The sequence below is a fragment of the Novispirillum itersonii genome, assembly GCF_014205675.1.
Lineage (GTDB): Bacteria > Pseudomonadota > Alphaproteobacteria > Rhodospirillales > Rhodospirillaceae > Novispirillum > Novispirillum itersonii_A.
In genome coordinates this window covers 127,773-153,727 of record NZ_JACIIX010000008.1, presented here as the reverse complement: position 1 = coordinate 153,727, position 25,955 = coordinate 127,773, and the positions used below count along the sequence as shown (strand labels likewise).

The 25,955-nt window shown below is 63.9% G+C and carries 22 protein-coding genes; 14 read left to right on the top strand and 8 right to left on the bottom strand.

The genetic code is table 11. The features are described from left to right. Positions 1–36: 36 nt before the first annotated feature. The gene (locus tag FHS48_RS11915; protein WP_184263777.1) at positions 37–981 is read left to right on the top strand and encodes an ABC transporter permease; all 945 of its coding nucleotides are present in this window, start codon (positions 37–39) and stop codon (positions 979–981) included. Further along, a complete protein-coding gene (locus tag FHS48_RS11910; RefSeq protein ID WP_184263776.1) occupies positions 978–1,772 on the top strand; it encodes an ABC transporter ATP-binding protein in 795 nt (264 codons plus the stop codon). The genes FHS48_RS11915 and FHS48_RS11910 overlap by 4 nt, the downstream gene beginning before the upstream one ends. 93 nt (positions 1,773–1,865) lie before the next feature. Here the strand turns inward: FHS48_RS11910 and FHS48_RS11905 are convergent, their stop codons facing one another. Together FHS48_RS11905 and FHS48_RS11900 are read right to left on the bottom strand one after the other, a co-directional pair. Continuing rightward, on the bottom strand, positions 1,866–2,885 hold the full coding sequence (locus tag FHS48_RS11905; protein WP_311769130.1) for a mitochondrial fission ELM1 family protein: 1,020 nt from the start codon (positions 2,883–2,885) through the stop codon (positions 1,866–1,868). A gap of 25 nt (positions 2,886–2,910) precedes the next feature. Then, the gene (locus tag FHS48_RS11900; RefSeq protein WP_184263775.1) at positions 2,911–3,705 is read right to left on the bottom strand and encodes an enoyl-CoA hydratase-related protein; all 795 of its coding nucleotides are present in this window, start codon (positions 3,703–3,705) and stop codon (positions 2,911–2,913) included. 269 nt (positions 3,706–3,974) lie between these two features. On the opposite strand from FHS48_RS11900, the gene FHS48_RS11895 reads away from it, so the two are divergent. After that, positions 3,975–4,664: an orotate phosphoribosyltransferase gene (locus FHS48_RS11895; protein WP_184263774.1), complete on the top strand. Its 690-nt coding sequence runs from the start codon at positions 3,975–3,977 to the stop codon at positions 4,662–4,664. 258 nt (positions 4,665–4,922) lie between these two features. Continuing rightward, positions 4,923–7,016 carry a methyl-accepting chemotaxis protein gene (locus FHS48_RS11890; RefSeq protein ID WP_184263773.1) on the top strand — a complete coding sequence of 698 codons (2,094 nt, stop codon included), beginning with the start codon at positions 4,923–4,925 and terminating at the stop codon, positions 7,014–7,016. Positions 7,017–7,064: 48 nt separating this feature from the next. Here the strand turns inward: FHS48_RS11890 and FHS48_RS11885 are convergent, their stop codons facing one another. Next, entirely contained in the window at positions 7,065–7,631 is a 567-nt protein-coding gene (locus FHS48_RS11885) for a gamma-glutamylcyclotransferase (RefSeq protein WP_184263772.1), read from the bottom strand. A gap of 389 nt (positions 7,632–8,020) precedes the next feature. Here FHS48_RS11885 and FHS48_RS11880 point away from each other — a divergent pair, with 389 nt between their 5' ends. Together FHS48_RS11880 and FHS48_RS11875 are read left to right on the top strand one after the other, a co-directional pair. Continuing rightward, positions 8,021–8,905 carry a DMT family transporter gene (locus FHS48_RS11880; protein ID WP_184263771.1) on the top strand — a complete coding sequence of 295 codons (885 nt, stop codon included), beginning with the start codon at positions 8,021–8,023 and terminating at the stop codon, positions 8,903–8,905. Between the two features lie 43 nt (positions 8,906–8,948). Continuing rightward, a complete protein-coding gene (locus tag FHS48_RS11875; RefSeq protein WP_184263770.1) occupies positions 8,949–9,833 on the top strand; it encodes a DMT family transporter in 885 nt (294 codons plus the stop codon). A gap of 93 nt (positions 9,834–9,926) precedes the next feature. Here FHS48_RS11875 and FHS48_RS11870 read toward each other — a convergent pair whose 3' ends face one another. Next, positions 9,927–11,915, bottom strand: a complete 1,989-nt coding sequence (locus FHS48_RS11870; protein ID WP_184263769.1) for a PhoX family protein — start codon at positions 11,913–11,915, stop codon at positions 9,927–9,929. 189 nt (positions 11,916–12,104) lie between these two features. Then, on the bottom strand, positions 12,105–12,947 hold the full coding sequence (locus FHS48_RS11865) for a universal stress protein (RefSeq protein WP_184263768.1): 843 nt from the start codon (positions 12,945–12,947) through the stop codon (positions 12,105–12,107). A gap of 275 nt (positions 12,948–13,222) precedes the next feature. Between FHS48_RS11865 and FHS48_RS11860 the strand changes: the two genes are divergently transcribed. Next, entirely contained in the window at positions 13,223–14,737 is a 1,515-nt protein-coding gene (locus FHS48_RS11860) for a thioredoxin-like domain-containing protein (protein WP_260402449.1), read from the top strand. A gap of 15 nt (positions 14,738–14,752) precedes the next feature. On the opposite strand, the gene FHS48_RS11855 is transcribed toward FHS48_RS11860, so the two are convergent. After that, positions 14,753–16,420, bottom strand: a complete 1,668-nt coding sequence (locus tag FHS48_RS11855) for a helicase HerA domain-containing protein (protein ID WP_184263766.1) — start codon at positions 16,418–16,420, stop codon at positions 14,753–14,755. Between the two features lie 612 nt (positions 16,421–17,032). On the opposite strand from FHS48_RS11855, the gene sdhC reads away from it, so the two are divergent. The 6 genes from sdhC to FHS48_RS11825 all read left to right on the top strand — a co-directional run bounded on the left by sdhC (position 17,033) and on the right by FHS48_RS11825 (position 23,123). Next, on the top strand, positions 17,033–17,416 hold the full coding sequence (sdhC, locus tag FHS48_RS11850; RefSeq protein WP_184263765.1) for a succinate dehydrogenase, cytochrome b556 subunit: 384 nt from the start codon (positions 17,033–17,035) through the stop codon (positions 17,414–17,416). A gap of 22 nt (positions 17,417–17,438) precedes the next feature. After that, positions 17,439–17,819: a succinate dehydrogenase, hydrophobic membrane anchor protein gene (gene sdhD, locus FHS48_RS11845; RefSeq protein WP_019644704.1), complete on the top strand. Its 381-nt coding sequence runs from the start codon at positions 17,439–17,441 to the stop codon at positions 17,817–17,819. Positions 17,820–17,824: 5 nt separating this feature from the next. After that, complete coding sequence (sdhA, locus tag FHS48_RS11840) at positions 17,825–19,615, top strand: succinate dehydrogenase flavoprotein subunit (protein WP_184263764.1); 1,791 nt, start codon at positions 17,825–17,827, stop codon at positions 19,613–19,615. A gap of 24 nt (positions 19,616–19,639) precedes the next feature. Further along, on the top strand, positions 19,640–20,422 hold the full coding sequence (locus tag FHS48_RS11835) for a succinate dehydrogenase iron-sulfur subunit (RefSeq protein WP_184263763.1): 783 nt from the start codon (positions 19,640–19,642) through the stop codon (positions 20,420–20,422). 292 nt (positions 20,423–20,714) lie between these two features. After that, the gene (locus FHS48_RS11830) at positions 20,715–22,406 is read left to right on the top strand and encodes a methyl-accepting chemotaxis protein (protein ID WP_184263762.1); all 1,692 of its coding nucleotides are present in this window, start codon (positions 20,715–20,717) and stop codon (positions 22,404–22,406) included. A gap of 237 nt (positions 22,407–22,643) precedes the next feature. Continuing rightward, complete coding sequence (locus FHS48_RS11825) at positions 22,644–23,123, top strand: cache domain-containing protein (RefSeq protein ID WP_184263761.1); 480 nt, start codon at positions 22,644–22,646, stop codon at positions 23,121–23,123. A 99-nt stretch (positions 23,124–23,222) separates the two neighbouring features. Here FHS48_RS11825 and FHS48_RS11820 read toward each other — a convergent pair whose 3' ends face one another. Further along, the gene (locus tag FHS48_RS11820) at positions 23,223–23,441 is read right to left on the bottom strand and encodes a hypothetical protein (RefSeq protein ID WP_184263760.1); all 219 of its coding nucleotides are present in this window, start codon (positions 23,439–23,441) and stop codon (positions 23,223–23,225) included. 98 nt (positions 23,442–23,539) lie between these two features. On the opposite strand from FHS48_RS11820, the gene FHS48_RS11815 reads away from it, so the two are divergent. Further along, complete coding sequence (locus tag FHS48_RS11815; RefSeq protein WP_184263759.1) at positions 23,540–25,216, top strand: methyl-accepting chemotaxis protein; 1,677 nt, start codon at positions 23,540–23,542, stop codon at positions 25,214–25,216. A 44-nt stretch (positions 25,217–25,260) separates the two neighbouring features. Here the strand turns inward: FHS48_RS11815 and FHS48_RS11810 are convergent, their stop codons facing one another. Further along, positions 25,261–25,953, bottom strand: coding sequence for a VOC family protein (locus tag FHS48_RS11810; RefSeq protein ID WP_184263758.1), 693 nt, complete (start codon positions 25,951–25,953; stop codon positions 25,261–25,263). Positions 25,954–25,955 lie beyond the last annotated feature (2 nt).

Genomic DNA, 25,955 nt, shown 5'->3' with positions numbered 1-25,955 from the left:
GGCCGGTTGTTTTACCGGAACCGAGAGTTACCCCCCATGTCCGTGATTGCCCTGCTGGGCTCGGTCGAAATCGGCCTGGTCTATGCTTTGGTCGCCTTTGGCGTCTATCTGTCCTTCCGGGTGCTGAACTTCCCCGACCTGACCGTGGACGGCAGCTTTCCGCTGGGGGCCGCCGTGGCCGCCACCCTGATCACCAAGGGGGTTGATCCCTTTATCGCCAGCTTTGCCGCCGTACTGGCCGGGGCTGCCGCCGGTCTGGTGACCGCCGTGCTGAACCTGCGCTTCGGCATCCTGCATCTGCTGGCCAGCATTCTGACCATGACGGCGCTGTACACCGTCAGCCTGCGGGTGATGGGCGGCCCCAACGTGCCGCTGCTGATGGTGGATACCGTCCTGACGCCGTTTCAGGGCTTCGGGATGCCGGATTACTGGATGAAGCCGATCCTGTTTGCGGTGATCACCGTGCTGGTCGCCCTGCTGCTGGCCCGGTATCTGAACAGCGAGTCCGGTCTGGCGCTGCGCGCCACCGGCAGCAATCCGCGCATGGCCCGGGCCAATGGCATTTCCACCGATGCCGCCACCTACCTCGGCATGGGCCTGTCCAACGGGCTGGTGGCGCTGGCCGGGGCGCTGTTCGCACAGGCCAACGGCTTTGCCGACGCCACCATGGGCATCGGCACCATCGTCATCGGTCTGGCCGCCGTCATTATCGGCGAAACGCTGCTGCCCGCCCGGTCGGTGCTGTGGATGCTGCTGGCCTGCCTCGCCGGATCGGTGATGTACCGTCTGGCCATCGGCTTTGCGCTGAATGCCGACGTGCTGGGGCTGACCGCCTCCGACCTTAACCTGATGACCGCCCTGCTGGTTGGTCTGGCCCTGATCCTGCCGCGCCTGAAGCGGGAAGCTGCCAGCCGCCGCGCCAAGCGGACCCAGACAGCCCGCCCGACCGCCGCCAGCCCGACCGCCGGAGACAAGCCGTGATCCGCTGTTCCGATCTGCATCTGACCTTCAACCGCGGTGCCCCGACCGAACGCCTTGCCCTGCGCGGCGTGACGCTGGATATCCCGGCCGGGGAATTCGTCACCGTCATCGGCTCCAACGGTGCCGGCAAGTCCACCCTGCTGAATGCTCTGGCCGGGGATTACCAGCCGGAAAGCGGGGCCATCACCATCGACGAGCAGGACGTGACGGCATGGCCGTCGCACCGCCGCGCCGGTCTGGTCGCCCGGGTGTTCCAGGACCCGCTGGCCGGAACCTGCGGCGATATGACGGTGGAAGAAAACCTAGCCCTTGCCGCCGGGCGCGGCAACCGCCGGGGGTTCGGTCTGGCACTGGATGCCGGACGCCGCGACCGCTTCCGCGACACCCTGCGGGATCTGGGGCTGGGGCTGGAAAACCGCCTTGGGGCCCAGATGGGCCTGCTCTCCGGCGGTCAGCGCCAGTCGGTCAGCCTGCTGATGGCTGCCCTCCAGCCGTCACGGATCCTGCTGCTGGACGAACACACCGCCGCGCTGGACCCCAAGACCGCCGCCATGGTGATGGGCCTGACCGACCGCATCGTGCGGGACCAGAAGCTGACCACCCTGATGGTCACCCATTCCATGCGCCATGCGCTGGACCATGGCGACCGCACCATCATGCTGCATGAAGGCCGGATCGTGCTGGACATTGCCGGGGACAAACGTAAGGGCCTGACCGTGCAGGACCTGCTCGACCAGTTCGCCCGGGTGCGGAACGAAGCACTGGACGACGATAAGCTGCTGCTGGGCTGATCCACGCCCTGAGGCACGGAAAAAATCCCCCGTCACCCTCGGTACGGGGGATTTTCTTATGCTTCCGGCCACTCTTCCGTTGGCGGAAACATCCTATACCCGGTCCCCGACCAACGCCCGGCGGATGGTGGCGGCGATATCGCTGGCCGCATTCAGCGGCGGATGCACCCACGGGCGGTACAGGCCCGACAGCGGTTCCGCCAGACCCAGCGCATACAGGTTCTGGTGCAGGCGGGCATGCTTGGGGGTAATCAGGGCCGGTGGCGCGTAGACATAGACCGGGGCCTGCGTCGCGCAGGCCTCCGACACCATGCTGACGGAATCGCCGGTGACAATCACCGCGCTGGCATGGGCCAGATAGCCGAAATAGGGGTTCTCGCCCTTGTCGCCCCACCGGAAGACATGGGCCGGGGCAGGCAGGCTTTCCATCAGCGCGGTTTCCGCCTCGCGCCCGGTGCGGCGGGAGGTGGTGACCACCAGAGACCCTGCGTTGGCCCGCACCATCGCCCCGACCTGTTCGCCCAGATCCCGGGCCATCTCAGTGGTGAACGTCCGGTTTTTGGTGGATCCGCCGACGATCAGGGCAAACAGTGGCCGCTTCAGGCTGCCCAGACGCCCATGCCAGCGGGCGGCCTCAATCGCCAGACGGCCTTCCGTCACCCGATGCGGAGCCCCGGTGACGCGCATAACATTGTCGCGCAGGCCCGGCAGGTGATCATGCGACGGCACCGCGATCAGGTCAAAATCCTTCAGGCCGGTCGCGCCCGGCCACATGATCTGACACAGGTAAGCGGACGGATTCCGCCGCTTGATCCAGCGGGCCACCGGGGCGGTGCGCCGCCCGGCGGCAATCACCAGATCCGGCCACGGCGACACCATCGCCGCCCCGGAAGCGGCATCCACCCCGATCAGCGAGGCCTGCCGCAGCAGGTTGGGCAGCCGCCCGGCCCAGGTGTAGCGGACATCCTTGGTGATGAATTCCCAGCCCAGCGCCTCGGCCACGCCCAGCGCCTGACTGGTGTTTCCGGCCCGGTCATCGGACAGCACCCACACCACCGGATCACGATCCTCGGGCATCTGCCCCAGACGCGGCACCGGGCCGGGGGACGACACCGGAGTCGTCCCCCCAGCGGCGGCCTTATCGGCCCGTGAAGGCGGCTTTCCGCTTGTCCCGGAAGGCACCGAGGCCTTCGGTGTAGTCTTCTGTCGCCAGAAACTCATAGCATTCGTCCAGCTCGCGGTCTGAAATCGGGGCCGGATGACCGGTCAGCCGCCGCACGAATGCCTTGTGCCAGCGGTTGACCAGCGGCGCCCCGGCGGTGATCCGCCGGACCGTGTCGGCCACGTCCTGCTCCAGCATATCGTCTGCGACGACACGGTTCACCAGTCCAATGCGTTCCGCATGGGCTGCGCCGATGATTTTTCCTTCCAGCAGGATTTCCAGCACCGCCGCCGGGTTGATGTGATTGAGGATCCCCGCCAGTTCCGGGTAGGCCATCACCACGCTGATGCGGTTGATCGGCACGCCGAAGCGGCTGCTTTCGCCGCAGATCCGCAGGTCGGCCATACAGGCCAGCTCCAGCCCGCCGCCGACGCAGGCCCCGTCAATGCGGGCCACCACCGGGTGCGGGCAGTCGCGCACCAGCGTCAGCGCCCCGCGCATGATGCGGTCATAGTCCTTCGCCTGCTCCGCCGTGGCCCGGACGGTATCAAATTCGGCGATATCGGCCCCGGCGGCAAAGGCCTTCCCCCCGGCCCCGCGCAGCACCACCGCCCGGACCCCGGAGTCGGCGTTCAGGGCGGCAAAGGCATCAGCCAGCCCCTGCCACATCGGCAGATCCATGGCGTTCAGTTTTTCCGGCCGGTTGAGGGTGACAGTGGCGACGGCCCCGTCGCGGCTGACCAGAATCGGGGCGGTTTCAGGCGTGGACATTGCTGGGCTTCCTCCTGCGCGGCGGGGAAAAGGGGGTTGGATCCGGGCGGGGATCCATGCCGCTGTCCGCAGTTGGCCCCGCCGTGCTGTTTAGTGTTGTGCCCGCCGCCGATAGACCGTAAAGAAACGGCCAATCGCATTCAAGCTGACTGTGCAGTGCAACATCAGGTTCGTCTTACGGACCCGGCGGTTCTGCGCAGCCAAATTCCGGCCGGGCAGCCCCCGTGCCGCCCGTCCCTCTGGCACAGAACTCGATAGGACCCGCGCCGATGCAGACCGCTTCCCGCAGCCCCGAACAAAAGCAGGCTGGCCTGACCGTTGCCCGCATTCTGCTTGAACTGAAGGCTGTCAACTTCCGCCCGGAAGAGCCGTACACCCTGACCGCCGGCTGGGCCAGCCCGGTCTACATCGACTGCCGCAAGATCATCTCCTTCCCGCGCGCCCGCCGGAAGATCATTGATCTGGCCGTGCAGCAGGTGCAGCGCGATATCGGCTTCGAGGTGATCGACGCCGTCGCCGGTGGCGAAACCGCCGGGATCCCCTATGCCGCCTGGGTGTCGGATTGCCTCGACCTGCCGATGCAGTACGTGCGCAAGAAGCCGAAGGGCTTCGGCCGGATGGCCCAGATCGAAGGCGACCTGAAGGAAGGCCAGAACGTGCTGTTGGTGGAAGACCTTGCCACCGATGGCGGGTCCAAGCTGAACTTCATGAACGCCATCCGCAGCGCCGGGGCCAAGTGCGAACACGCGCTGGTGATGTTCTACTACGGCGTCTTCCCCGGAGCCCTGAAGGCGCTGGAAGAAGAAGGTCTGGAGCTGCACTTCCTCGCCACCTGGTGGGATGTTCTGGAAGTCGCCGAAACCTCCGGCACTTTCGACAAGAACACCATCAATGAAGTGCGTGCCTTCCTGCATGACCCGATCAGCTGGTCGGCCAGCCACGGCGGCCGCGCCGAGTAATCCGCTCCAGCCCTGCCTGCGGTAGAACCCCGTATGAAAAATCCCGGTACTGGCCCATGCTGATGGGCTGCTGCCGGGATTTTTTTTATAATTACACCGATAAACTGAATTAAACTCTCTTTACATGAACATTAAGTACTAATTTTCATCTTTCAGTTCCCATCTGCTTGAAAAATGGTCATCCTTTCCCCTGTGTCTGGCATATCCGATGCCGGACACAGGGGGGTGCCAGAAACAGGCAGGGGGAAAACCGGCCCGATGATCATAAAATCCATATCTCTGAAAGTATCCCTGTTGGCGATGGTGCTGCTCGGCACCCTGTTTTCAGCCGGTGCTTACACCATCATTGCCCATACCGAAACCGCGCTGGAAACGCTGACCGAGGACTTTCAGAAAACCACCATTGATGCCTATGCCAGCCGGATTGATGCCCGGCTTTCCCTTGCCGCCAAGGTTCCTGACAGCCTTGCTGCCGCCACCGAGGCCCTGAAAGCCAGCGGTATCACCGACCGTGCCGCCTATGACCAGCTGCTGAAGGCCGGACTGGCGCATAATACCAACATTCTGGCGGCGTGGATGGGATGGGAAGCCAATGCCTTCGACGGGCAGGACGCCGCCTTCGCCGGGAAAGCGGACCATGATGCCAGCGGGCGCTTCATGCCGTACTGGAACCGTGGCAGCGGCACACTCCTGCGCGAAGTTCTGGTTGATTACGATAAACCGGGGGCCGGGGACTACTATCTGCTGCCGAAGCAGACAGGCCGCAAAATCGCCATCGAGCCGTACCTTTACCCGGTGGCCGGAAAGGAACTGCTGATCACCACCATCAGCATGCCCTTGAAAATAGACGGAAAATATGCTGGGACAGTCGGGATTGATCTCGATCTGGCAATCATTTCCCAGGAAATCCAGCAGGACCGGCCCTTCGGCGTCGGTACTGTCGCCGTGATTTCCGGTGGCGGACTGCTGGTGGCCCACCCCGACCCCGCCAAAATCGGCAAACCGGTGGCCGAGGCAGCCCCCGAACTGGCCGCGACCTTTGCCGCTGCCCTGAAGACAGACGCGATGGTCAGCGGGGACTCCGCCGCCATCCCCGGCACCGATGGCGGCCCGCTCCGCCACATTGCCCGGGCGATCAGTGCTGACGGCACGCAGGAACGCTGGGTGGTGATGGCTTCCGTCCCCTCGGCGGTCATCACCGCCACCGCCGACAGCATCCGCACCCGTATGCTGCTGATTGGCGGCACCATTGTTCTTCTGGCCGCACTTCTGGTGCTGGTGCTGTTGCAGACCGGGGTCGGCCGCCCCCTGAAGGCGCTGGGCCGCACCCTCGCCACCATGGCCGGCGGGCATTATGAAGCCGATGTCCCCGAGGCCGGACGCGATGACGAGATCGGCAGTATCGGCAAGGAAGTGGTGCGCCTGCGCGATGGCCTGAAAGCCAGAGCCGAAGAGGAAGCACGCCACGAGCAGGACCGTCAGCGCGAGGAGGCCAGCCGCCTCCAGCAGGAGCGGGAGGAACTGGCCAGCCAGTTCCAGAGCCGGATGGGGGCCTTGACCGATCAGTTTGCCAGCACCGCCCATACGGTTGCCGCCGCCGCCGATCAGCTGGCGGGCACCGCCGAAGCCACCTCGGACCGGGCCACATCCGTTTCCGAAGCGGCGAATGCCGCCGCCGCCAACGTGCAGACGGTTGCCGCCGGAGCCGAGGAACTGTCCGCCTCGATCCGCGAAATCAACGTACAGGTGGCAAAATCGGCTTCCATCGCCGCCGATGCGGCGGAGGAAGCCCGCCTGACCAACGACAACATCCTCAGCCTGTCCGCCGCCGCCCAATCCATCGGCGCGGTGGTGGGACTGATCCGCGCCATTGCCGGGCAGACCAACCTGCTGGCCCTGAATGCCACCATCGAGGCCGCCCGGGCCGGAGACGCCGGAAAGGGCTTCGCGGTGGTGGCGTCGGAGGTCAAACAGCTGGCCTCCCAGACCGCCCATGCAACCGATGAAATCGGTCTGAAGATCGCGGAAATTCAGGGAGCAACCACCCAGACCGTCGAGTCCATCAGCCGGATCGTCGATACCATCGACACCATCCGGGAAGTCACCGCCTCCATCGCCGGGGCGGTGGAGGAACAGGGGGCAGCCACCGGGGAGATCGCCGTGAACACCCAGCGGGCTTCCAGCGGCACAACCTCGGTAACCGACCACATCAGCTCAGTGTCGCAGGCGGCGCAGGATACCGGTCAGGCTGCGGATAGCCTGAAATCCCTGTCACAGGGACTGTCTGACCAGTCCGGAAAACTTCAGAAAGAGGTCGGTGACTTTATCGGCTACCTGCGGACCGGACGCTGACGGAAGGACCGGAACCGGCAGTGGACTCCGCTGCCGGTTCCGCCCGGATCAGATGCCGCTGCCCGCCTCAATGGTGCCGGTGCGGATTTCCACCTCGCGCAGCAGCGCGAACAGGTGTGGATCATGGAAGCCGTGTGCCTCCAGCCGCCGCACGGTCTGGATCAGGTAATCACGGTTCAGCCCGGCACAGCCGACCGCATCCATGATCAGCTCGGCGGAGCGCTCCAGCCCCAGTTCCCCGGCATATTGGCCGTGGGTGGGATCGGCCACAAAGGTATAGGCATCGCAGGTGCGGCCATCACGCAGGGCCAGCGGCAGCGTGGCCTCGCGGTAGGCATAGCCGATCAGCTCCCGCTCCCGCAGATAATCCTGTACGGCGCTGACCTGATCAGGGGCAATGCGGAAGCCAAGGCCGGAACACTGCCCGCCCTCATTCAGGCCCAGCACCAGACCGGGCCGGGCCGGGGTGCCCCGGTAATGGTGGGAATAGATGCAGAAGCTGCGGTAGTATCCGTCCAGCACCGCCGGAACGGCTTCCTCGAAGGCAAAGCCGGGGTTCCACATCAGGGACCCATAGCCAAAAACCCAGAAATCAGTGCAGTGCCGTGTCATCATGGGGTCACAATTGCACGGCCTTTCTACGGTTGCAACCGGGGGAAACCGGCAGCAGGCGCTTTTTCCAGCCGACCCCCGTAGAATACCATCCCGGAAAGCCAGATGCGTGAGGATGACTTTTCGTTACCCTCGCCTTGAGAGATTTTCTCTCACGGCTGACCGGAAAGTCCACGCATACTGGATCCACGGGCTCCCCAGCCTCCAGAGCATCGCGCGCGGCGACCTGAGCCGCCTTTGCGCCGACGATGCCCTTCAGAGTGGTCTCCGGGGCAGTCGATGCGGTCCCCCTTCCGCCTCCCCTGCCCCGGAGACTGCTTCCAGCGACCGAAGTCTGTGTCCCCCTCCCCGGCTTTTTCCTGCCCCGGACGGGTCTGCCCCGAGAACTGTCCATGACGGCCCGCCTGCCCAGCGCGATCCTGCTGTACCTGCTGTCAACACTGCTGTTCAGCCTGCTGAGTGCCTGCGTCCGGCTGCTGGCCCGGGATATGCCGGTCGGAGAAATCGTTTTCTTCCGCAGCACTCTGGCCCTGCTGCCGCTGACGCTCTATCTGGCCGCCAAGGGTCAGTTTCCCTCGGGCATTATCACCCGTCACCCCCGCGCTCATCTGCTGCGCGGGGTGTTCAGCATCGGCAGCATGTATCTGTCGTTCCTGACTCTGTCCCTGCTGCCGCAGGCCAATGCCACCGCCCTGTCCTTCGTCGCCCCGCTGCTGGTGATGGGCCTTGGTCCGTTGGTCCTGCGGGAACGGCCGCACCCGATGGTGTTTGTCGGCGCCGGTCTGGGGTTTGGCGGAATTCTGCTGATGGTCCTGCCCGCCCTTCAGGGCTCCACCGATATAACGGTGCTGTACGGCACCCTCAGCGGGCTGGGCTGTGCCGCCTGTACCGCTGCGGCGATGACCCAGATCAAACGCCTGACCGCCACCGAAAACCCCGGTGCCATCGTGCTGTACTTCTGCCTGTCCTGCGGCACCGCCGGGCTGCTGTCGTCGCTGTTCACCCCCTGGGTAATGCCGGGCCCGGCCACCATCGGCCTGTTGCTGGCTGCCGGACTGGCCGGGGGACTGGCGCATATCGCCATGACGGAATCCCTCGCCCGCGCCCCGGCCACCGTGGTGGCCCCGCTGGAATACACCGCCATGCTGTGGGCCGTCGGGTTTGATCTGGTGCTGTTCAACCTGTTCCCCGGCACGATGACCCTGATCGGCTCCGCCGTGATCGTCGGCTCCGCCGCGCTGGTCACCGTCTTCAGCCGACGGGCCCGCACCGCCTGACCCTCCCCCTTCTTTTTCTCTCCGGCCGGACTGTCTCCCCACCATGACCGCCACCGCCTACCGTGACGCCATCATCCTGAAGATTCTGTCGACGCTGCTGTTTGCCGTGATGTCAACCTGCGTGCGCCTGTCGACGGTGGACGTCCCGACCGGGCAGATCGTGTTCTTCCGCAGTGTGTTCGCGTTGCTGCCGCTGGTGGTGTATCTGACCATCCGCGGACAGTTCCCCTCCGGTCTGGCCACCCGCCGCCCCGGCACCCATGCCCTGCGCAGCCTGTTCGGCTGTGGCGCGATGTTTCTGGCGTTCACCGCACTGGCCTATCTGCCGCAGGCCAATGCCACTGTGCTGTCGTTCCTGTCCCCGCTGATCCTGATGATCACCGGGGGGCTGTTCCTGAAGGAAAAGCCGCATCCGCTGGTCTATGCCGCGGGAGCAATCGGGTTCGGCGGGATCCTCCTGACCGTTCTGCCTGCTCTACAGGGGCCGGAGATTGACCGTGCCACTCTGATCGGCACCGCCGCCGGGATCCTTGGGGCCGCCTTCACCGCCAGCGCCATGTCGCAGCTGAAGCGCCTGACCCATACCGAACAACCCGGTGCCATTGCCCTGTATTTTACCCTGACCAGCAGCGTGCTGGGGGCGGCAACGTGGTTTCTGGGGGACTGGGTGATGCCCAGCCTGTCCACCACCATCCTGCTGGTCAGTGTCGGCCTGCTCGGCGGCGCCGCCCAGATTGCCATGACCGAAGCCTTTGCCCGCGCCCCGGCCTCTGTTGTCGCACCACTGGAATATACCTCGATGCTGTGGGCGCTGACGCTGGATGCGCTGGTGTTCCGCCTGCTGCCCGATCCGGTGGCCTTTGGCGGGGTGGTGCTGATTGTGCTGTCGGCGATCCTTGCCACCGTCTACGGGCGGCGCAGCCGGTAACAGCGGCCAGCGACACAGGCAGAAGAGAAAAAGGGCGGGTCCGAAGATCCGCCCTTTTCCCTTAAAACTGAGGGATCAAACTCAAGGATCCGCTCAGCCGCCGATTTCGCCGCCGTCATTGCGGGTAATCGCAACAATGGACGGACGCGGCGGCATCGCCTCGTTAAAGTCCGGGAAGCGGGTGCTCGGCTTATCGAAGGTGGAGTCCTTGCCTTCACCCGGATGCTGCACCGCCACAAACAGGGTCTTCCCATCGGGGGTGAACTCGGGGCCGCACATTTCGGCGTCCCTCGGAGTGGCGTAGAAGAACTTGGTCAGGGCACGGCCCGGGCCGGAGACATCGGCGGCATAAATACCGTCGGAGATCTTGTTCTTCGCCTGTTCAGAGCCCTGATCGGTGGAGATCCACAGACGGCCCTTCGGATCGAAGGCACAGTTATCCGGGCAGGCCAGCCAGCCGTTGGTCGAGACATCCGGGTGATACTTGGCACCATGTTCCGGCTTGGACGGATCCCCGGCCAGCAGGAAGATATCCCACTGGTAGGCCGGGGCAGAATGATCAGCCTTGCCGTTCTTCGCCGGCGGGATCATTTCCATCACGTGACCATAGGCGTTCTTGGCACGCGGATTGGCGGCGTCAGCCTGTTCGGCGGTGCGCTTGGTGTTGTTGGTCAGCATGGCGTAGACATTGCCGGTGACCGGGTTGACTTCGACGTCTTCCGGACGGTCCATCGAGGTGGCGCCGACCAGCTTGGCAGCACGGCGGGTCTCGATCAGCACATCGGCGACAGAGTGGAAACCATTGGCCGGGGTCAGCGGACCCTGACCATAGATCATCGGCAGCCAGCGCAGGGTGCCGTCGGCTTCAAACTTGGCAACATACAGGGTGCCATCGTCCAGCAGGCCGAGGTTGGACTGACGGTCTTCCGGGTGATACTTGCCCTTGGTGACAAAGCGGTACAGGTACTGGAAGCGCTCGTCATCGCCGGTGTAAACAGTGACGGTGCCATCCGGATTGACCGCACAGCCAGCAGCTTCATGCTTGAAGCGGCCCATGGCGGTCCGCTTACGCGGCATCAGGGTCGGATCATAGGGGTCGACTTCAACCAGCCAGCCGAAACGGTTCGGCTCGTTCGGTTCCTTGTCGACGTTCATACGGTCGAAGTGCTTACCCCAGCCATAGGCCGGCTTGCCTTCAATGCCGTACATCTTGTGATTTTCGGCTTCCTTGGTCCCGGCAGCGGTTCCGGAGAAGTACTGGTGGAAGTTTTCTTCCGCCGTCAGCACGGTGCCCCACGGGGTCTTGCCACCGGCACAGTTGTTCAGGGTGCCCAGCACCCGGGTGCCGGTCGGGTCAGCCTTGGTCTTGACGCGGTCATGACCGGCGACCGGGCCGCTCAGCATCATTTCGGTGGTCAGGAAGGAGATGCGGCGGGCATAGATGCTGTTCTGCACCACACGCCACTTGCCGTTTTCCTTCTTCACTTCGATCACCGAGTTGCCATGGGCAGCCATCTCGGTTTCGACCTGCGCCTTGGTCACCTTGTCCTGGGCGTCCTTCTCGGTCAGGCCCGGGAACATCAGCTCGGTGTTGGTATATTCGTGGTTGACGAACAGCAGGCCATGGTCGGAATTATTCGAACCGGCGGGCAGCGGCAGATAACCGACGTAGTCGTTGTTGTAGCCGAACTGCTTGGCCTGGGCCCAGGCGCTCTGGTTGCGCGGATCGAAGGCTTCGGCGCGCGGCTCAACCTTATCGCCCCAACGGATCAGGACCTGCGCGGTGTAGCCCGGGGCCACACGGTGGTTGTCGGTGATGGTCTTGTCGATTTCGGTGAACCCGAGCGTGGACTTGCCCCCGGCAACCCCCGGATTGACCATGGCGGTCGCCGCTTCGGCGTCCTGCATCATGGCGAAGTGGGACACCATCGAGCCACCGACCACGGCAGCGGAGGACACGAACAGACCGCGCAGGGCAGCCCGACGCGACAGGCGGGCATCGATCAGCGCGTTCAGCGCCGGAGCCTGCTCGGTACAGGCGGTTTCGCAGGTCAGATCAGTACGGTTGATATCAGCGGTCACGGCACTATACCCCCAGTATCGGGTGGGTTGGGACTGGCCGGACTTTACCTGCGGGCGGCCCGCATCAACATGAAACCTGCGTAAAACAAATGCGGCATTTTCATGACTGACGGCGATTACCCCCTTGAAACACCACAGGCGCCCCCGGAATCACCGGAGACGCCTGCGGACAGAAATAACAGGACAGCCTCAGTGCGACATCAGCACCGGCACCGTCATCTGCTTCAGAATTTCGCGGGTCGCCCCGCCAAGGATCAGCTCCCGCAGACGCGACCGGCCATAGGCCCCCATCACCAGCAGATCGGTGCCTTCATCAGCGCAGCGGGACAGCAGGGCATCGCCCACCGCCAGATCCACCGCCATGATGTGTTCCGCATCGGCCTTGACGCCATGGCGGGCCAGATGCAGGCAGATATCCGCCGAGGGAATATCACCGTGACCGTCCCGGCCATGGCCGTTGCCGCCGTTGACCGACACCACTTCCACCGCATCCGCCGCCTTCAGGAACGGCATGGCATCGGCCACGGCGCGGGTGGCTTCCCGCGTACCGTTCCACGCCACCATCACCCGGCGGCCGATTTCCGCGAAGGTTCCGGCATAGGGCACCACCAGCACCGGGCGGCCACTGCCCAGAACCAGCTGGTCCACCACCTCGGCCTGACCGTCAATGCTGTCCGAGCCCGGCTCGTACTGCGTGGTCACCACCAGATCGGCGTATTTGGCATGCAGGGTCACCTGATCCAGCAGCGGGCCTTCCACGTCGCGCCATTCACAGCGGGCTTCCATCCCCACCGTCTTCCGGTCGAACAGGGCCTTGGCCGCCACCGCCGCTTCCTCGTTCCACTGGCGCTGCATGTCCAGCACATCGGGGCCAAGCTGCGTCACCACATAATTCGGCATCTGCGGCAGCGAACGGACGTGCAGACCGATCAGATGCGCATCGTGGCGCTGCGCCAGCCGCACCGCCTGATCCAGCGCCTTTTCACTCTTCGCCGCAGAGTCCACCAGCACCACAATATCCCGGAACGCCATGATTTCCTCCTCAACTGCCGTTGCCGACCGGACGCCGGAACCCCATGGTATCCGGCTGTTGTCGGTTTTCCGGTGCGGACCGCCACAGGCTGTTGCATCCTGCGCCGGAAAAGACCAATTGCCTTTTGATGTAGCACCATTAGAGGATGATAATACCGCACGCCGCGCAGGGGAAGAAATATCCATAAATGCAGGGCGGGCATGCCACTTCTGATATGGTAGTCTGCCAGACTGCTTCCCAGCCCGCTTCCGCACCCCGGAGTTTGACGCCCCCCATGTTCGGCCCCACCCGCGCCCCCGGCTTCGACCACCCCGGACTGACATGGTTCAACGTGCCCGCACCGTTGACGCTGGCCGATCTGCGCGGACGCGTCACCCTGCTGGATTTCTGGACCAGCGGCTGTATCAACTGCGTGCAGATTCTGCCGACGCTGCGCCGGATCGAGGATGTCTTCGCCGACCGTGTCACCATTATCGGCATCCATTCCCCCAAATTTGCGGCGGAACAGGACCCCGGCATGGTGGCGGATACCATCGCCCGCCATGGCATCCGCCACCCGGTGATCCACGACCCGCAGCGGGTGCTGTGGGAGCAATACGCCATCCGCGCCTGGCCGACACTGGTGGTGGTCGCCCCGGATGGCCGGATTGTCGGGCAGATGTCCGGCGAACCCGATCCTGACCGGATGATGCAGGGGTTCCATGATCTGCTCGGCACACTGGCCGGGCGGGGGCAGCTGTCGCCGACCCCGATCCCTCTGGCCACCCCGGACCCCGGCGGCGGGCGGCTGCGCTTTCCCGGAAAAATCCGCCCCCTGCCGTTGGTGGCCCCGGAAACCAACCGCCACTGGGCCATTGCCGACACCGGCCATAACCAGATCGTGCTGGCCGATGACAGCGGGCAGGAACTGACCCGCTTCGGCCATGGCACCGCCGGGTTGGTCGATGGACCGGCCCACCGTGCCCGCTTCAATGCCCCGCAGGGGGTGGCCGCCGATGCTGCCGCCCTATATGTGGCCGATACCGGCAACCATGCCCTGCGGCGGATTGACCGCGTCACCGGCATCGTCACCACCATCGGCGGCACCGGGAAACGCGGGGATGCCCTGCCCTTTCTTGCCCGGGATGGGGAGCGGACGGCGCTGGCCTCGCCATGGGATGTGGAGATCCACCGGGGCTTCCTGATGTTCGCCAATGCCGGAACCCACCAGATCGGCGGGCTGGAGCTGGGGCGGGGGCAACTGCGGGCTCTGGCCGGAACCGGCGGCGAAAGTCTGGTCGATGGCCCGGCGGAGGAAGCCCTGCTGGCCCAGCCCAGCGGCCTGTGCCTGCTGGCCGAAGCGGGCCACCTGTATTTTGCCGACGCCGAGAGTTCCGCCATCCGCTGTCTGGACCTGAAGGCGGAAACGGTGACCACCCTGTGCGGACAGGGGTTGTTCGAATTCGGCCTGCACGACGGGCCGCTGGCGGACGCCCTGTTACAGCACCCGCTCGGCCTGTGCCTGTCGGGGTCTGGCCCGGAAGCGGACCTGACGCCGGATCTTATGCCGGATCTGATGATTGCCGACACCTATAACGGCACCCTGCGCCTGCTGACGCGGGAAGACGGCCTGCTGACCGCCCTGAAGGACGACACGCTGGTCTGCACCGATGCCCTGTGCCGCCCCCTGCGGGACCCCGCCGGGGTGTGGGATGCCGGAGACGGCCGCCTGCTGGTCAGCGACAGCGGCAATCACCGGATTGTCGAGATCAATCTGGAGACCCTGATCATCCGCACATGGATGGAATAGCCGCCGCCACCGGCTTCAGCAGGCTTCCGCTGACAGATCGGCCTCGGGGTTGCCCGGGGCGGTTTCCCAGTTCAGAGCCGTCAGCAGGATGCAGCGGTTGCCGTAGACATCATCGCGGATGCGGATCATGTCGCGCTGCTCCAGATAGCTCAGCAGCCCCCGGGCCCGGCGGGCGGACCGGCTGCCGCGCGCCTTGGCAATGGCGGCGTCGGACGGGCACGGCTCTGCGGCCAGCGCCGCCCGGGCCAGCAGCAGATACAGGGCCTGAAGGTCTTCCGGCAATCCGGCGGCCACCTGTTCCGCCTCACCCCACTCCGGGGTCTGGGCAAGGGCTTCATCCACCCCGGCCCGGGCCGTCGCCAGCCGCCGCCGGAACCCATTAAGATCAATCCCGCGCCCGCTGACGCCGTAGGACTTACAGCGGGTGATGAACTCCTGATACAGCACCTGCACCGAACGGTAAGGCGCATCGGGATCCAGCAGCAGATCGCGCAGGATCGCATCATAGAAAGCACTGGTGCCGATCTGCGGCAGGGTCTGGTCTGCCGGAAGACTGACCGCCGGAGCCACGGAAACCGGGGAAGCCTCCAGAGCCGGGGCCTCAGTCCCAGCGACTTCGTCCCTGTCAGTCCCGTCTTCCTCAGCGGCGTCAACATCACAGGCCGCCAACAGGTCATCCTCAGCCTCTTCCCCGTCCACGGAAGACGGTACCGCCGCCAGCACCGGGGCCGGGGCCTGTGCCGCCGCCGACAGGGCCGCCGCCAGCGAGCGCAGGGTTTCGTCGGTGGCGGTCGGCGACGGGCGGACCACGGCAACCCGTGGGGTTTCCGGCGCATCGGTGGCCATCAGCAGATCACGGGCATCTTCCAGCGACGGCGGCGGCGGCACCAGTTTCGGGCTGGACGACCGGCCGGAGGTTTCCACCGAGCCGATGCGGATCGGCAGCGGACGCCGCGACAGCGCCGGGCCAAGGGCGATGAACTGCCCGCGCTGAAGATCACGGAAGGCCTCGGCCTGCCGCCGTTCCATCCCGAGAAGATCAGCGGCGCGGGCCATGTCGATATCCAGAAAGGTGCGGCCCATCAGAAAGTTGGAGGCTTCCGCCGCCACATTCTTCGCCAGCTTGGCAAGGCGCTGGGTGGCAATCACCCCGGCCAGACCGCGCTTACGGCCCCGGCACATCAGGTTGGTCATCGCCCCGAGGGAAAACTTGCGGGCCTCGTCCGAAACCTCGCCCGCTGCCGCCGGGGCAAACAGCTGCGCCTCATCGACCACCACCAGCACCGGGTACCAGAATTCCCGCGCCGCATCGAACAGGCCGTTCAGGAAAGCGGCGGCTGCCCGCATCTGGCGGTCCATCTCCAGATTTTCCAGCGACAGCACCACCGAGATCCGGTGTTGCCGCACCCGTCCTGCCACCTGCACCAGCCCGTTTTCCGTATGCTCGGCGGCATCAATCGCCACATGGCCGTACTGTTCGGCCAGCGTGACGAAATCCCCTTCCGGGTCGATCAACACCTGCTGGACCTGACTGGCGCTCTGTTCCACCAGCCGCCGCAGCAGATGCGACTTGCCGGAGCCGGAATTGCCCTGCACCAGAAGACGCGTCGCCAGCAGCTCTTCCAGATCGAGCAACGCCGGAGTCCCACTCTGCGTTTTTCCCATCTCGATCATGACCGTCATGCGTCTGTGCCTGCCTTGAAGCCGTTCTGAGCCCGGGGTCCGGGCGGATCCTGCGCCCCGGTGGCTGCGGCGGTCAGGCCGGACAGCTCCGGCTGACAGGACCACCGGTCACGGGCGGCCGTGATGACTCGGACATCAGGGGGGGCAAAGTCAAGTGTCTATGTCACACCCCTGCGTCACACCCCTGCGTCACACCCATGCGTCACACCCTTACGTCACATCCCTCCGTCATCCCCGTTTCCGGCCGGGGGCTGCTGCGGCGCACACGACTCCTGATCCAAACCGGGGAGTGGGGCGTAAAAAAGGCAACCCCCTCCCCGTTCGGGGGAGGATACGGTGCGCTTTCCCAAACTATTCGGGCAATTGGCCGGACGGTGATTATTATGACTTGCAAAGAGAACCCGTTCATTTTGAAAGAGTCCAGCCAGTCACCCACCCGAGAGGGTAGGAAAAACCACACAACCGCCCCATCGCAACGTTGACAACCCCGGCGGTCAGGGGCTAAACCAAGCCCGCATCGCCATTTTATGGACTCATCGTGCCCCCGGACCAACCCCGACAAAACAAGGGATCCGCACCGGGTGATCGGAAAGCTGTCGAGAGGCCCGCGCCATGAAACCTGACTCCAGGCCCCTGTCCCCCCATCTCCAGATTTACTCCTTCAAGCTGCACATGGCGATGTCGATCAGCCATCGCATCACCGGTATCGCCCTTGTGGTCGGCACCCTGCTGCTGCTGTACTGGCTGGGCTCGGCTGCCGCCGGTCCGCAGGCCTATGCCACCGCCGCATCCCTGATCGGGTCGTGGTTCGGCCGCCTGCTGCTGCTGGGCTGGAGCTTCGCGCTGTTTTACCACCTGTGCAACGGCATCCGTCACCTGTTCTGGGACGCTGGCAAGCTGTTCGAGAAAGAAGAGATCTACAAGTCCGGCATCATCGTTCTGGCCGCCGCCGCGGCCCTGACCGTGCTGGCGTGGATCCTTGGCCTGGCCCTCTAACACGACTGCGGGAGAGAGAGAAATGAGCCTGCGTACTCCGCTTGGCCGCGCCCGCGGCCTCGGTTCCGCCAAGGAAGGCGTCCATCACTGGTGGCAGCAGCGCCTGACCGCCGTGGCGATGGTGCCGCTGGTGTTCTGGTTCGTGGTGTCGATCGCCGCCAATGTCGGCGCCGATTATGCCTCCATGCATGCCTGGCTGAAGAACCCCCTGAATGCCTCCCTGCTGGTCCTGCTGCTGGCGGCGGTGTTCCACCATGCCCAGCTCGGGTTGCAGGTGGTGATTGAAGACTATGTGCACTGCCATGCCGTGAAGACCGCCAGCATCGTGGCGATCAAGCTGCTGAGCATCGCCCTCGGCGTGTTCGGCGTGGTGTCGGTGCTGTTCGTTGCGATTGGAGGCTGAGACAGATGGCCGCTTATACGTTTGTCGACCACAAGTATGATGTGGTTGTCGTCGGGGCCGGCGGGGCCGGTCTGCGCGCCACCTTCGGCATGGTCGCCGCCGGTCTGAAGACCGCCTGTATCACCAAGGTGTTCCCCACCCGCTCCCACACCGTGGCGGCACAGGGCGGCATCGGTGCCGCGCTGGGCAACATGGCGGAAGACAGGTGGCAGTGGCACATGTACGACACCGTCAAGGGGTCGGACTGGCTGGGTGACCAGGACGCCATCGAATACATGTGCCGCGAGGCCATCCCGGCCGTGCACGAACTGGAACACTACGGCGTTCCGTTCTCCCGCACTCCGGAAGGCAAGATCTACCAGCGCCCGTTCGGCGGCCACATGCGCGATTACGGCAAGGCCCCGGTGCAGCGCGCCTGCGCCGCCGCCGACCGTACCGGCCACGCCATCCTGCACACCCTGTATCAGCAGAGCCTGAAGCATAAGGCGGAATTCTTCGTCGAATACTTCGCGCTGGACCTGATGATGGATCCGCAGACCGGCGAATGCCTGGGCGTTGTCGCGCTGGATATGGCCACCGGCACCATCCACCGCTTCCAGGCCCATCAGACCGTTCTCGCCACCGGCGGGTATGGCCGTGCCTACTTCTCCTGCACCTCGGCCCATACCTGCACCGGCGACGGCAACGGCATGGTCGCCCGCGCCGGCCTGCCGCTCCAGGACCACGAATTCGTGCAGTTCCACCCCACCGGCATCTACGGCTCCGGCTGTCTGATCACCGAAGGGGCGCGCGGCGAAGGCGGTTATCTGACCAACTCCGCCGGTGAACGCTTCATGGAGCGCTATGCCCCGACCGCCAAGGATCTGGCCTCCCGCGACGTCGTGTCGCGCGCGATGACCATGGAAATCCGCGAAGGCCGTGGCGTCGGCAAGGGTGCCGACCACATCTTCCTGCACATGGAACATCTGGGCGCCGAAACCCTGCACAGCCGTCTGCCGGGCATCACCGAAACCTCGAAGATTTTCGCGGGCGTCGATGCCACCAAGGAACCGATTCCGGTTCTGCCGACCGTGCACTACAACATGGGCGGTATTCCGACCATCTACACCGGTGAAGTGGTGCGTCCGACCAAGGACAACCCGGACAACCTGTGTGGCGGCCTGATGGCCGTCGGTGAAGCCGCCTGCGTGTCGGTGCATGGCGCCAACCGTCTGGGCACCAACTCGCTGCTCGACCTCGTGGTGTTCGGCCGTGCTGCCGCCCACCGCGCTGCCGAACTGGTGAAGCCGAACACCAAGCACAAGGGCCTGCCGGCCGATGCCGGTCAGAACGCGCTGGACCGTCTGGACCGCGTGCGCAACGCCAAGGGCGAACGCCGTGTCGCCGATATCCGTCTGGACATGCAGAAGGCGATGCAGCTGGATGCGGCGGTGTACCGTACCTCCAAGTCCCTGTCTGAAGGCGTCGATAATCTGAAGAAGATCGCCGCCTCCATGCCGGACATGGGCATCACCGACCGCTCGCTGGTGTTCAACACCGACCTGATCGAAGGTCTGGAGCTGGAAAACCTGATGGCCTGCGCCAACGCCACCATGGTGTCGGCGGAAGCCCGCAAGGAATCCCGTGGTGCCCATGCCCACGAAGATTATCCGGAGCGTGACGACGCCGAATGGATGAAGCACACCCTGGCTTATGTGGATGACAAGTACAACGTCTCCCTCGATTACCGTGCGGTTCACACCTACACGTGGACCGACGAAGTCGAGTACATCAAGCCGCAGAAGCGCGTGTACTAATCCGGACGCCGAGAGGATAAACCCATGGCTGAATTCAACCTTCCCGCCAATAGCCGGGTGACCGAAGGCAAGACCTTTAAGGCTCCGGCCGGCGCCAAGCGCGTCAAGAAGTTCAAGATTTACCGCTATGATCCGGACAGCGGCCAGAACCCGCGCGTTGACACCTTCGAGGTGGATCTCGACGCCTGCGGCCCGATGGTGCTGGACGCCCTGCTGAAGATCAAGAACGAGGTGGACTCCACCCTCACCCTGCGCCGCTCCTGCCGCGAAGGCATCTGTGGCTCCTGCTCGATGAACATCGACGGCACCAATACCTTGGCCTGCCTGAAGCCCATCGACGACGTGAAGGGTGACGTCAAGATCTACCCGCTGCCGCATATGCCGGTGATCAAGGATCTGGTCCCCGACCTGACCCATGTCTACGCCCAATATGCCTCGATCGAGCCGTGGATGCAGGCTGACACCCCGTTCCCGCCCAGCGGCGAACGGCTCCAGTCCCCGGAAGACCGCGCCAAGCTGGACGGTCTGTGGGAATGCATCCTGTGCTTCTGCTGCTCCACCTCCTGCCCCAGCTACTGGTGGAACGGTGACCGTTACCTCGGCCCGGCCATCCTGTTGCAGGCGGCCCGCTGGATTCAGGACTCCCGCGACGAAGCCACCGGCAAGCGTCTGGATGATCTGGAAGATCCGTTCAAGCTGTATCGGTGCCATACCATCATGAACTGCACCAATACCTGCCCGAAGGGTCTGAACCCGGCCAAAGCCATCGCCGACATCAAGAAGAAGATGATCGAACGCGTGGTCTGATACCAAAGTATGATCCGCCCGCAAACCGGAGCAGATCACGATCTTGTGAAAACCGCCGGTCCGAAAGGTCCGGCGGTTTTTTTCTGGACCAAAATCAATAAAAAGGCATTAAAATCAAATTACTATCATTAGATAACCCTATTCAGACTGATCTCTCAGCCCGACCGCTGATCGGATTTTACGATTTCTCCGTAAACTATATGCCGTTGGACGCATGCCAGTCCTCCGGCGTAATGTTGCCGAAGGAAGAAGGCTGCCCTACCTGTAGGGCAATGCCTGATCGGAGGATATGATGAGAAACGCCAGAATCACTACCCGACTTATCCTTGGCTTCGGGGTGATCCTGCTGCTGATGATGGTCACGACACTGGTCGGGATCATGGAAGTGCGCAAGATTGACGCCAGCCTGACGACGATCAACGATCTGAACAGCGTCAAACAGCGCTATGCCATCAATTTCCGCGGCAGCGTCCATGACCGGGCGATCGCCGTCCGTGATTATATTCTCACCGAAACTCCGGCCGGGCGGCAGGCCCTGAAGGCGGATATTGACCGTCTGGCCGCCGCTTATGCCACCTCCGCCAAGGGTATGACTGATCTGCTGGCCCTCCACCCGGCGGATGCGGCGGAAAAGAAAATCCTCGATGACATCGCTGCCATCGAAACCCGGACCCTCGCCTCGGTCAGCCAGATTCTGACCAGTGCCAACGCCGGACAGAATGACCCGGCCAAAACCGCGCTGATGAGCACCGCCGCCCCCGCCTTCGTGGACTGGCTGGCCGCGATCAACCGGTTTATCGATCTTCAGGAAGCCCGCAACAAGGCCATCACTGACGAGACCCGTGCCATCGCCGCCCGGTTCGAAGTGCTGATGGAAATCGTCACCGGTCTGTCGGTGCTGCTGGGCGGGGCCTTCGCCTTCTGGATCATCCGGTCGGTCCGCCCGCTGAAGCCGCTGACCGCCACCATGCTGGAGCTGGCCGAAGGGGACCTGTCGGTGCAGATCCCGCAGATCAAAACCCGTGATGAAGTCGGCGAAATTGCCGGGGCGATGCAGGTGTTCCTGCGCAATGCCAAGGAAGCCCGCCGTCTGGAAGATGAACAGAAAGCCGAACAGGCGGAGCGTCTGCGCCGGTCAGAAGCGGTCGGCACCGCCGTCCGTGACTTTGAACAGCGGATAGAAGGCATCGTCAGCAGCCTGTCGGCCTCCGCCGGGACCATGAACGGCATGGCGTCCGAGCTTGCCGGATCCCTCGGCGTGGCCGCCGATCAGAGTGCCTCGGTCGCCAGCGCCGCTGAGGTCGCCTCCGGCAACGTCCAGACCGTCGCGGCGGCGGCAGAGGAAATGTCCGCCTCCCTCCAGACCATCACCAGCAATGTCAGCGATACCGCCAGCACCGCCAAGGCCTGCGCCGCCGCCGCCCAGCAGTCGGCGGAAAAGCTGGAGGACCTTCAGCAGGCGGTGGATGACATTGACACCGTGATTCAGGCGATTGACACCGTCGCCCGCCAGACCAACCTGCTGGCCCTGAACGCCACCATCGAAGCCTCCCGCGCCGGGGATGCCGGAAAGGGGTTCGCGGTGGTTGCCAGTGAAGTGAAGACGCTGGCCAGCCGCACCCACGACATGACCGAGGAAATCGCCAAACGGGTGGAGCACATCAAGCACAGCGCCCGCGACACCATTCTGTCGGTCAACGACATCCTCGACCAGATCGGTCTGGTCGATGCCAAGACCGCCAATGTCGCCGAAGCGGTGGAACAGCAGAACGCCGCCACCGCCGAGATCAGCCGCAACGTCCAGCATGCTGCCACCGGCACCGGCGATGTCACCCGCACCATTGTCGGCGTCCGCGAAACGGCCATTCAAAGTGTGGAATCAGTCCATACACTGACATCATCCGCCGGAGATCTGTCCCGTCAGGCGGAACAACTGTCAACCTCCGTACAGGAATTCCTGCGGGAAGTCCGCCACTACAACTGAATGCACACATCATTTCCGGGCAGGCGGCTCCTCTTTTGGGGAGCCGCCTTTTTGCATTTATATCCGGCGGAGACCTTTATTCCCCACCTGCCGTAGTCTGCATGGACTATTGAAGACAACCCGTAAAACAGCCTCTAATAGGCCTTAAGGAAAAGGTGCAGGGCCATTGCCGTCAGCACCGGCCATAATCCCTAAGGGCAGAATACCGTGTTCCGCCCCCGAATGAGGAGACCGTCGATGAGCTTCCTGCGCACTCTGGCATTTTCCGCCGCCCTGGCTTTCACGGCCCTCCTGTCCACACCGGATCTGACCCCGGCCCAGGCATCGGACTTCGGCACCAAGGACGAAGCGGTGGCATTGGTCAAAAAGGGCATCGAACACATCAAAGCCGTCGGCCCGGAAAAAGCCTTCTCCGACTTTTCCGACAAGGGCGGTGCCTTCGTTGACCGTGACCTGTATCTGATCGTCACCGACAAAACCGGCACCCGTGTTGCCCATGGCCAGAATGCCAAGCTGATCGGCAAGAACATCGCAGAAAGCGTTGATGTTGACGGCAAGCCCTATGGCAAGGAAATCGTCAGTAAAGCCAATGCGGGTCAGACCGGCTGGGTTGACTACAAATTTTCCGACCCCGTCACCAAAAAGGTCCTGCCGAAAGAATCCTACTTCGAGCCCCATGCCGGCTACATCGTCTATTGCGGGGTCTACACCCGCTGACGGCTCAGACCTGCCGTGCCCTGACCTGATCCTGTCCGTTATTGGCAAGATGGCTCCTCCTCAGGCAGGCACCGCGCAGCCGGAGACAGGGGCCGTTCTTTAAGAAATCGGAGCGTTTTCAGCCACAAAGCCGGTGCCCACTTTTGCTGAAAACGCCCTGTTTAAAAGGTTTGAAGCGTTTTCAGCCGCAAAACCGGTAACCACTTTTGCTGAAAACGCCCTGTTTAAAAGGTTTGAAGCGTTTTCAGCCGCAAAACCGGCAACCACTTTTGCTGAAAACGCTGTGGTCCCCCTAACGTCACCCTGCACGCCAGACATTCCCCAGTCCGGCCTTACCCATCTGTCCCTGCATCACAGGAACAGGTGACCAGATCCCCATGTCTGGACCACCCCCGGAACGGGAAGGGAACATAGCGATGAGACAGCTCCTCCTCCTCAAACTGATAACAATTCCGGCAGCGGGACTTCTCGGCGCCGTGGCCCTTGTCGCCCTCGCCCTCAACAGCTTTTCCTCCATCGGGCAGCGTATGGACTTTGTCACCGAAGTTGCCCTGAAAGACCGCAGCATCCAGCAGATCCTTGATCTGGCAGAAACCGCCAACGCCAGCATGCTGCGGACATCCATGTGGCAGGCTGCCGGAGTCGAGGAGAAACGGATTGCCGATCTTGCCGCTAAAACCCTCAGCACTCTTGATCAGGCCCTGCCGCTTATCGCCGCCCTGCCCCCTGCCGACACCGCCACCGCCACCGCCGATACCCAAAGTCTGGCCACCAAATACGACCGCTACCGCAAAAGCGTCGCCGATGCCTTTGACCTGATCGATGATCCGGCCTCAGCCTCCGGATACTACCGGGCGGCGGACAATGCCTATCAGATCATCCGGACTGATCTGGAAGAGCGCCTGCGCCATTCCTCGCAGCAGGAAAGCAGCAGCATCACCGCTGTTCAGCAGGCCATCTCTGCCGCCACGGTCCAGCTTGGAACAGTGACCCTGCTGACGGTTCTCGTCACGACCCTGATGTCCGTTGTGGTCCTGCGGGGCATCCTTCTGGCCATCCAGCGGGTGACCTCTGGCATGCGGAGTCTGACCGATGGGGATTATACCTCAGCCCTGCCGCAGGCGACCTCCCGTGACGAGATAGGAACCATGATCGAAACCCTGCGCATTTTCCGCGACCGGCTGAGTGCCGGCGAGCATCTGCGGCAGGAGCAGGAACAGAACGCCGCCACCCATGCCGGACAGATGCGGGCACAACGGGAAGCCATCGCTGACCGGTTCCAGCAGCGGATGGGGGCTCTGGCCAACGCCTTCGTGCAGTCTGCCGATCAGGTTTCCGAAGCAGCGCGTACTCTGGCCGAAACGGCCGAGGACACCTTCCTTCAGACCAATATCGGGGTAACGGCGGTGCAGGAGGCGTCTGACAATGTCGAAACCGTCTCTGCCTCCATGGCCCAGTTTTCGGCATCCGTCCATGCCATTTCCGAACAGGCCCGCCAGTCTGGTATCGTGATGGAACAGGCTGCCCGCGAAGCGGAACTGACCCAGCAGAACATTGAAGGACTGGCCGAGGCGGCCTACCAGATTGGCGAAGTCGTCAACCTGATCCGCAGCATCGCCGGGCAGACCAATCTGCTGGCCCTGAATGCCACCATCGAGGCCGCCCGCGCCGGTGAGACCGGAAAGGGCTTCGCCGTGGTCGCCGGAGAAGTCAAACAGCTGTCGCTGGAAACTGCCGACGCCACCGAGCGGATCGCCAGCAAAGTGGGTGAAATTCAGGCCGCTACCGGGCAGGCGGTCTCTGCGATCTCCCACATTGTCGGCACCGTCGGCACCATGCACCACAGCAGCCGCGCCATTTCCGCCAGTGTCGGGGATCAGCGGGAGGTTGCCACCGCCATTTCCGACAGTGCCCTTGGTGCCAGCGGCAGTATTACCCGGGTTTCCAGCAGTGTGGACGGGATCGGGAATGCCGCCCGCCGGACCGGTCAGGCCTCCAGCGAACTGCTCAGCCTTGCGTCATCGCTGGAACGGCAGGCCCACGATGTCCAGCAGGAAGTGGCCGCCTTCATCGCCACCCTGCGCGAGGATTAAGGGCATTTACCGAACACGGGACAAGAGGGGGAAATCCAATCCCCCTATCCGGCCCTATTTCGGCCCTGTTCCAGATGGACTGGCGCTATCCTGAAATCAGGGAGCGTCAACTGGATTGCCCCCGCGTCCCCGGTCAACCTCATCCGCAGGGCAGCCTCATGCCCCTGCCGCAGGTGAATCCCCGCAGCCATCAGCAGGTCAACCAGCCCCGGATCCGGAGGTGCCGTGACAGTCAGCTCCACCGCGCCAATCTCGGTAATCTGCGCAGCCCCCTGCCGTTGCCCGGCCCCGCCGTCTGTCCATTGATCCGGGCGGGTGGCTCCGGGGGACAGAAAAACAAACGGCTGACGGAGATCAGAGCTGGCCTGCGCCACCGGAATGGTCATCCCAGGCGGCAGATAGGGCGGAGCAAAATCCCAGACCGGCAGCGGCAGGTCTCCGGGACCGCGCCGCAGCCCAACCCCGAACGGAGACGCCCTACTGCGCCGCCAGTCTGCCCGCAGATGCAGGCCTGTGGGCCGGATCGCTGCGGACTGCACCGCAGTCGGGTCCTCGACCCACAACAGTTCCAGATAGGCATTGTCAAAGCAGTAGCAGACATTGCGGGTGCCCTGCCCCGGATGCTCCCGACGGAAGGACTCCCGCAGCCCGGCCTCTTCCAGCGCCGTCCGCTCCGGCGCATCGGGGGCCACCATTACAAACAGGTGGCACAGGCTGGTGGGGGTGTCCTCTGCCATGG

What these genes read in the sequence shown, in the direction of transcription:
- FHS48_RS11895 (WP_184263774.1), top strand. Translation starts at nt 3,975, where the DNA reads ATGCAGACCGCTTCCCGCAGCCCCGAACAAAAGCAGGCTGGCCTGACC.
- FHS48_RS11815 (WP_184263759.1), top strand. Translation starts at nt 23,540, where the DNA reads ATGAGACAGCTCCTCCTCCTCAAACTGATAACAATTCCGGCAGCGGGA.
- FHS48_RS11820 (WP_184263760.1), bottom strand. Translation starts at nt 23,441, where the DNA reads ATGTCTGGCGTGCAGGGTGACGTTAGGGGGACCACAGCGTTTTCAGCA.
- FHS48_RS11885 (WP_184263772.1), bottom strand. Translation starts at nt 7,631, where the DNA reads ATGATGACACGGCACTGCACTGATTTCTGGGTTTTTGGCTATGGGTCC.
- FHS48_RS11835 (WP_184263763.1), top strand. Translation starts at nt 19,640, where the DNA reads ATGGCTGAATTCAACCTTCCCGCCAATAGCCGGGTGACCGAAGGCAAG.
- FHS48_RS11830 (WP_184263762.1), top strand. Translation starts at nt 20,715, where the DNA reads ATGAGAAACGCCAGAATCACTACCCGACTTATCCTTGGCTTCGGGGTG.
- FHS48_RS11890 (WP_184263773.1), top strand. Translation starts at nt 4,923, where the DNA reads ATGATCATAAAATCCATATCTCTGAAAGTATCCCTGTTGGCGATGGTG.
- sdhD (WP_019644704.1), top strand. Translation starts at nt 17,439, where the DNA reads ATGAGCCTGCGTACTCCGCTTGGCCGCGCCCGCGGCCTCGGTTCCGCC.
- FHS48_RS11860 (WP_260402449.1), top strand. Translation starts at nt 13,223, where the DNA reads ATGTTCGGCCCCACCCGCGCCCCCGGCTTCGACCACCCCGGACTGACA.
- FHS48_RS11855 (WP_184263766.1), bottom strand. Translation starts at nt 16,420, where the DNA reads ATGACGGTCATGATCGAGATGGGAAAAACGCAGAGTGGGACTCCGGCG.
- FHS48_RS11880 (WP_184263771.1), top strand. Translation starts at nt 8,021, where the DNA reads ATGACGGCCCGCCTGCCCAGCGCGATCCTGCTGTACCTGCTGTCAACA.
- FHS48_RS11900 (WP_184263775.1), bottom strand. Translation starts at nt 3,705, where the DNA reads ATGTCCACGCCTGAAACCGCCCCGATTCTGGTCAGCCGCGACGGGGCC.
- FHS48_RS11825 (WP_184263761.1), top strand. Translation starts at nt 22,644, where the DNA reads ATGAGCTTCCTGCGCACTCTGGCATTTTCCGCCGCCCTGGCTTTCACG.
- sdhA (WP_184263764.1), top strand. Translation starts at nt 17,825, where the DNA reads ATGGCCGCTTATACGTTTGTCGACCACAAGTATGATGTGGTTGTCGTC.
- FHS48_RS11865 (WP_184263768.1), bottom strand. Translation starts at nt 12,947, where the DNA reads ATGGCGTTCCGGGATATTGTGGTGCTGGTGGACTCTGCGGCGAAGAGT.
- FHS48_RS11810 (WP_184263758.1), bottom strand. Translation starts at nt 25,953, where the DNA reads ATGGCAGAGGACACCCCCACCAGCCTGTGCCACCTGTTTGTAATGGTG.
- sdhC (WP_184263765.1), top strand. Translation starts at nt 17,033, where the DNA reads ATGAAACCTGACTCCAGGCCCCTGTCCCCCCATCTCCAGATTTACTCC.
- FHS48_RS11915 (WP_184263777.1), top strand. Translation starts at nt 37, where the DNA reads ATGTCCGTGATTGCCCTGCTGGGCTCGGTCGAAATCGGCCTGGTCTAT.
- FHS48_RS11875 (WP_184263770.1), top strand. Translation starts at nt 8,949, where the DNA reads ATGACCGCCACCGCCTACCGTGACGCCATCATCCTGAAGATTCTGTCG.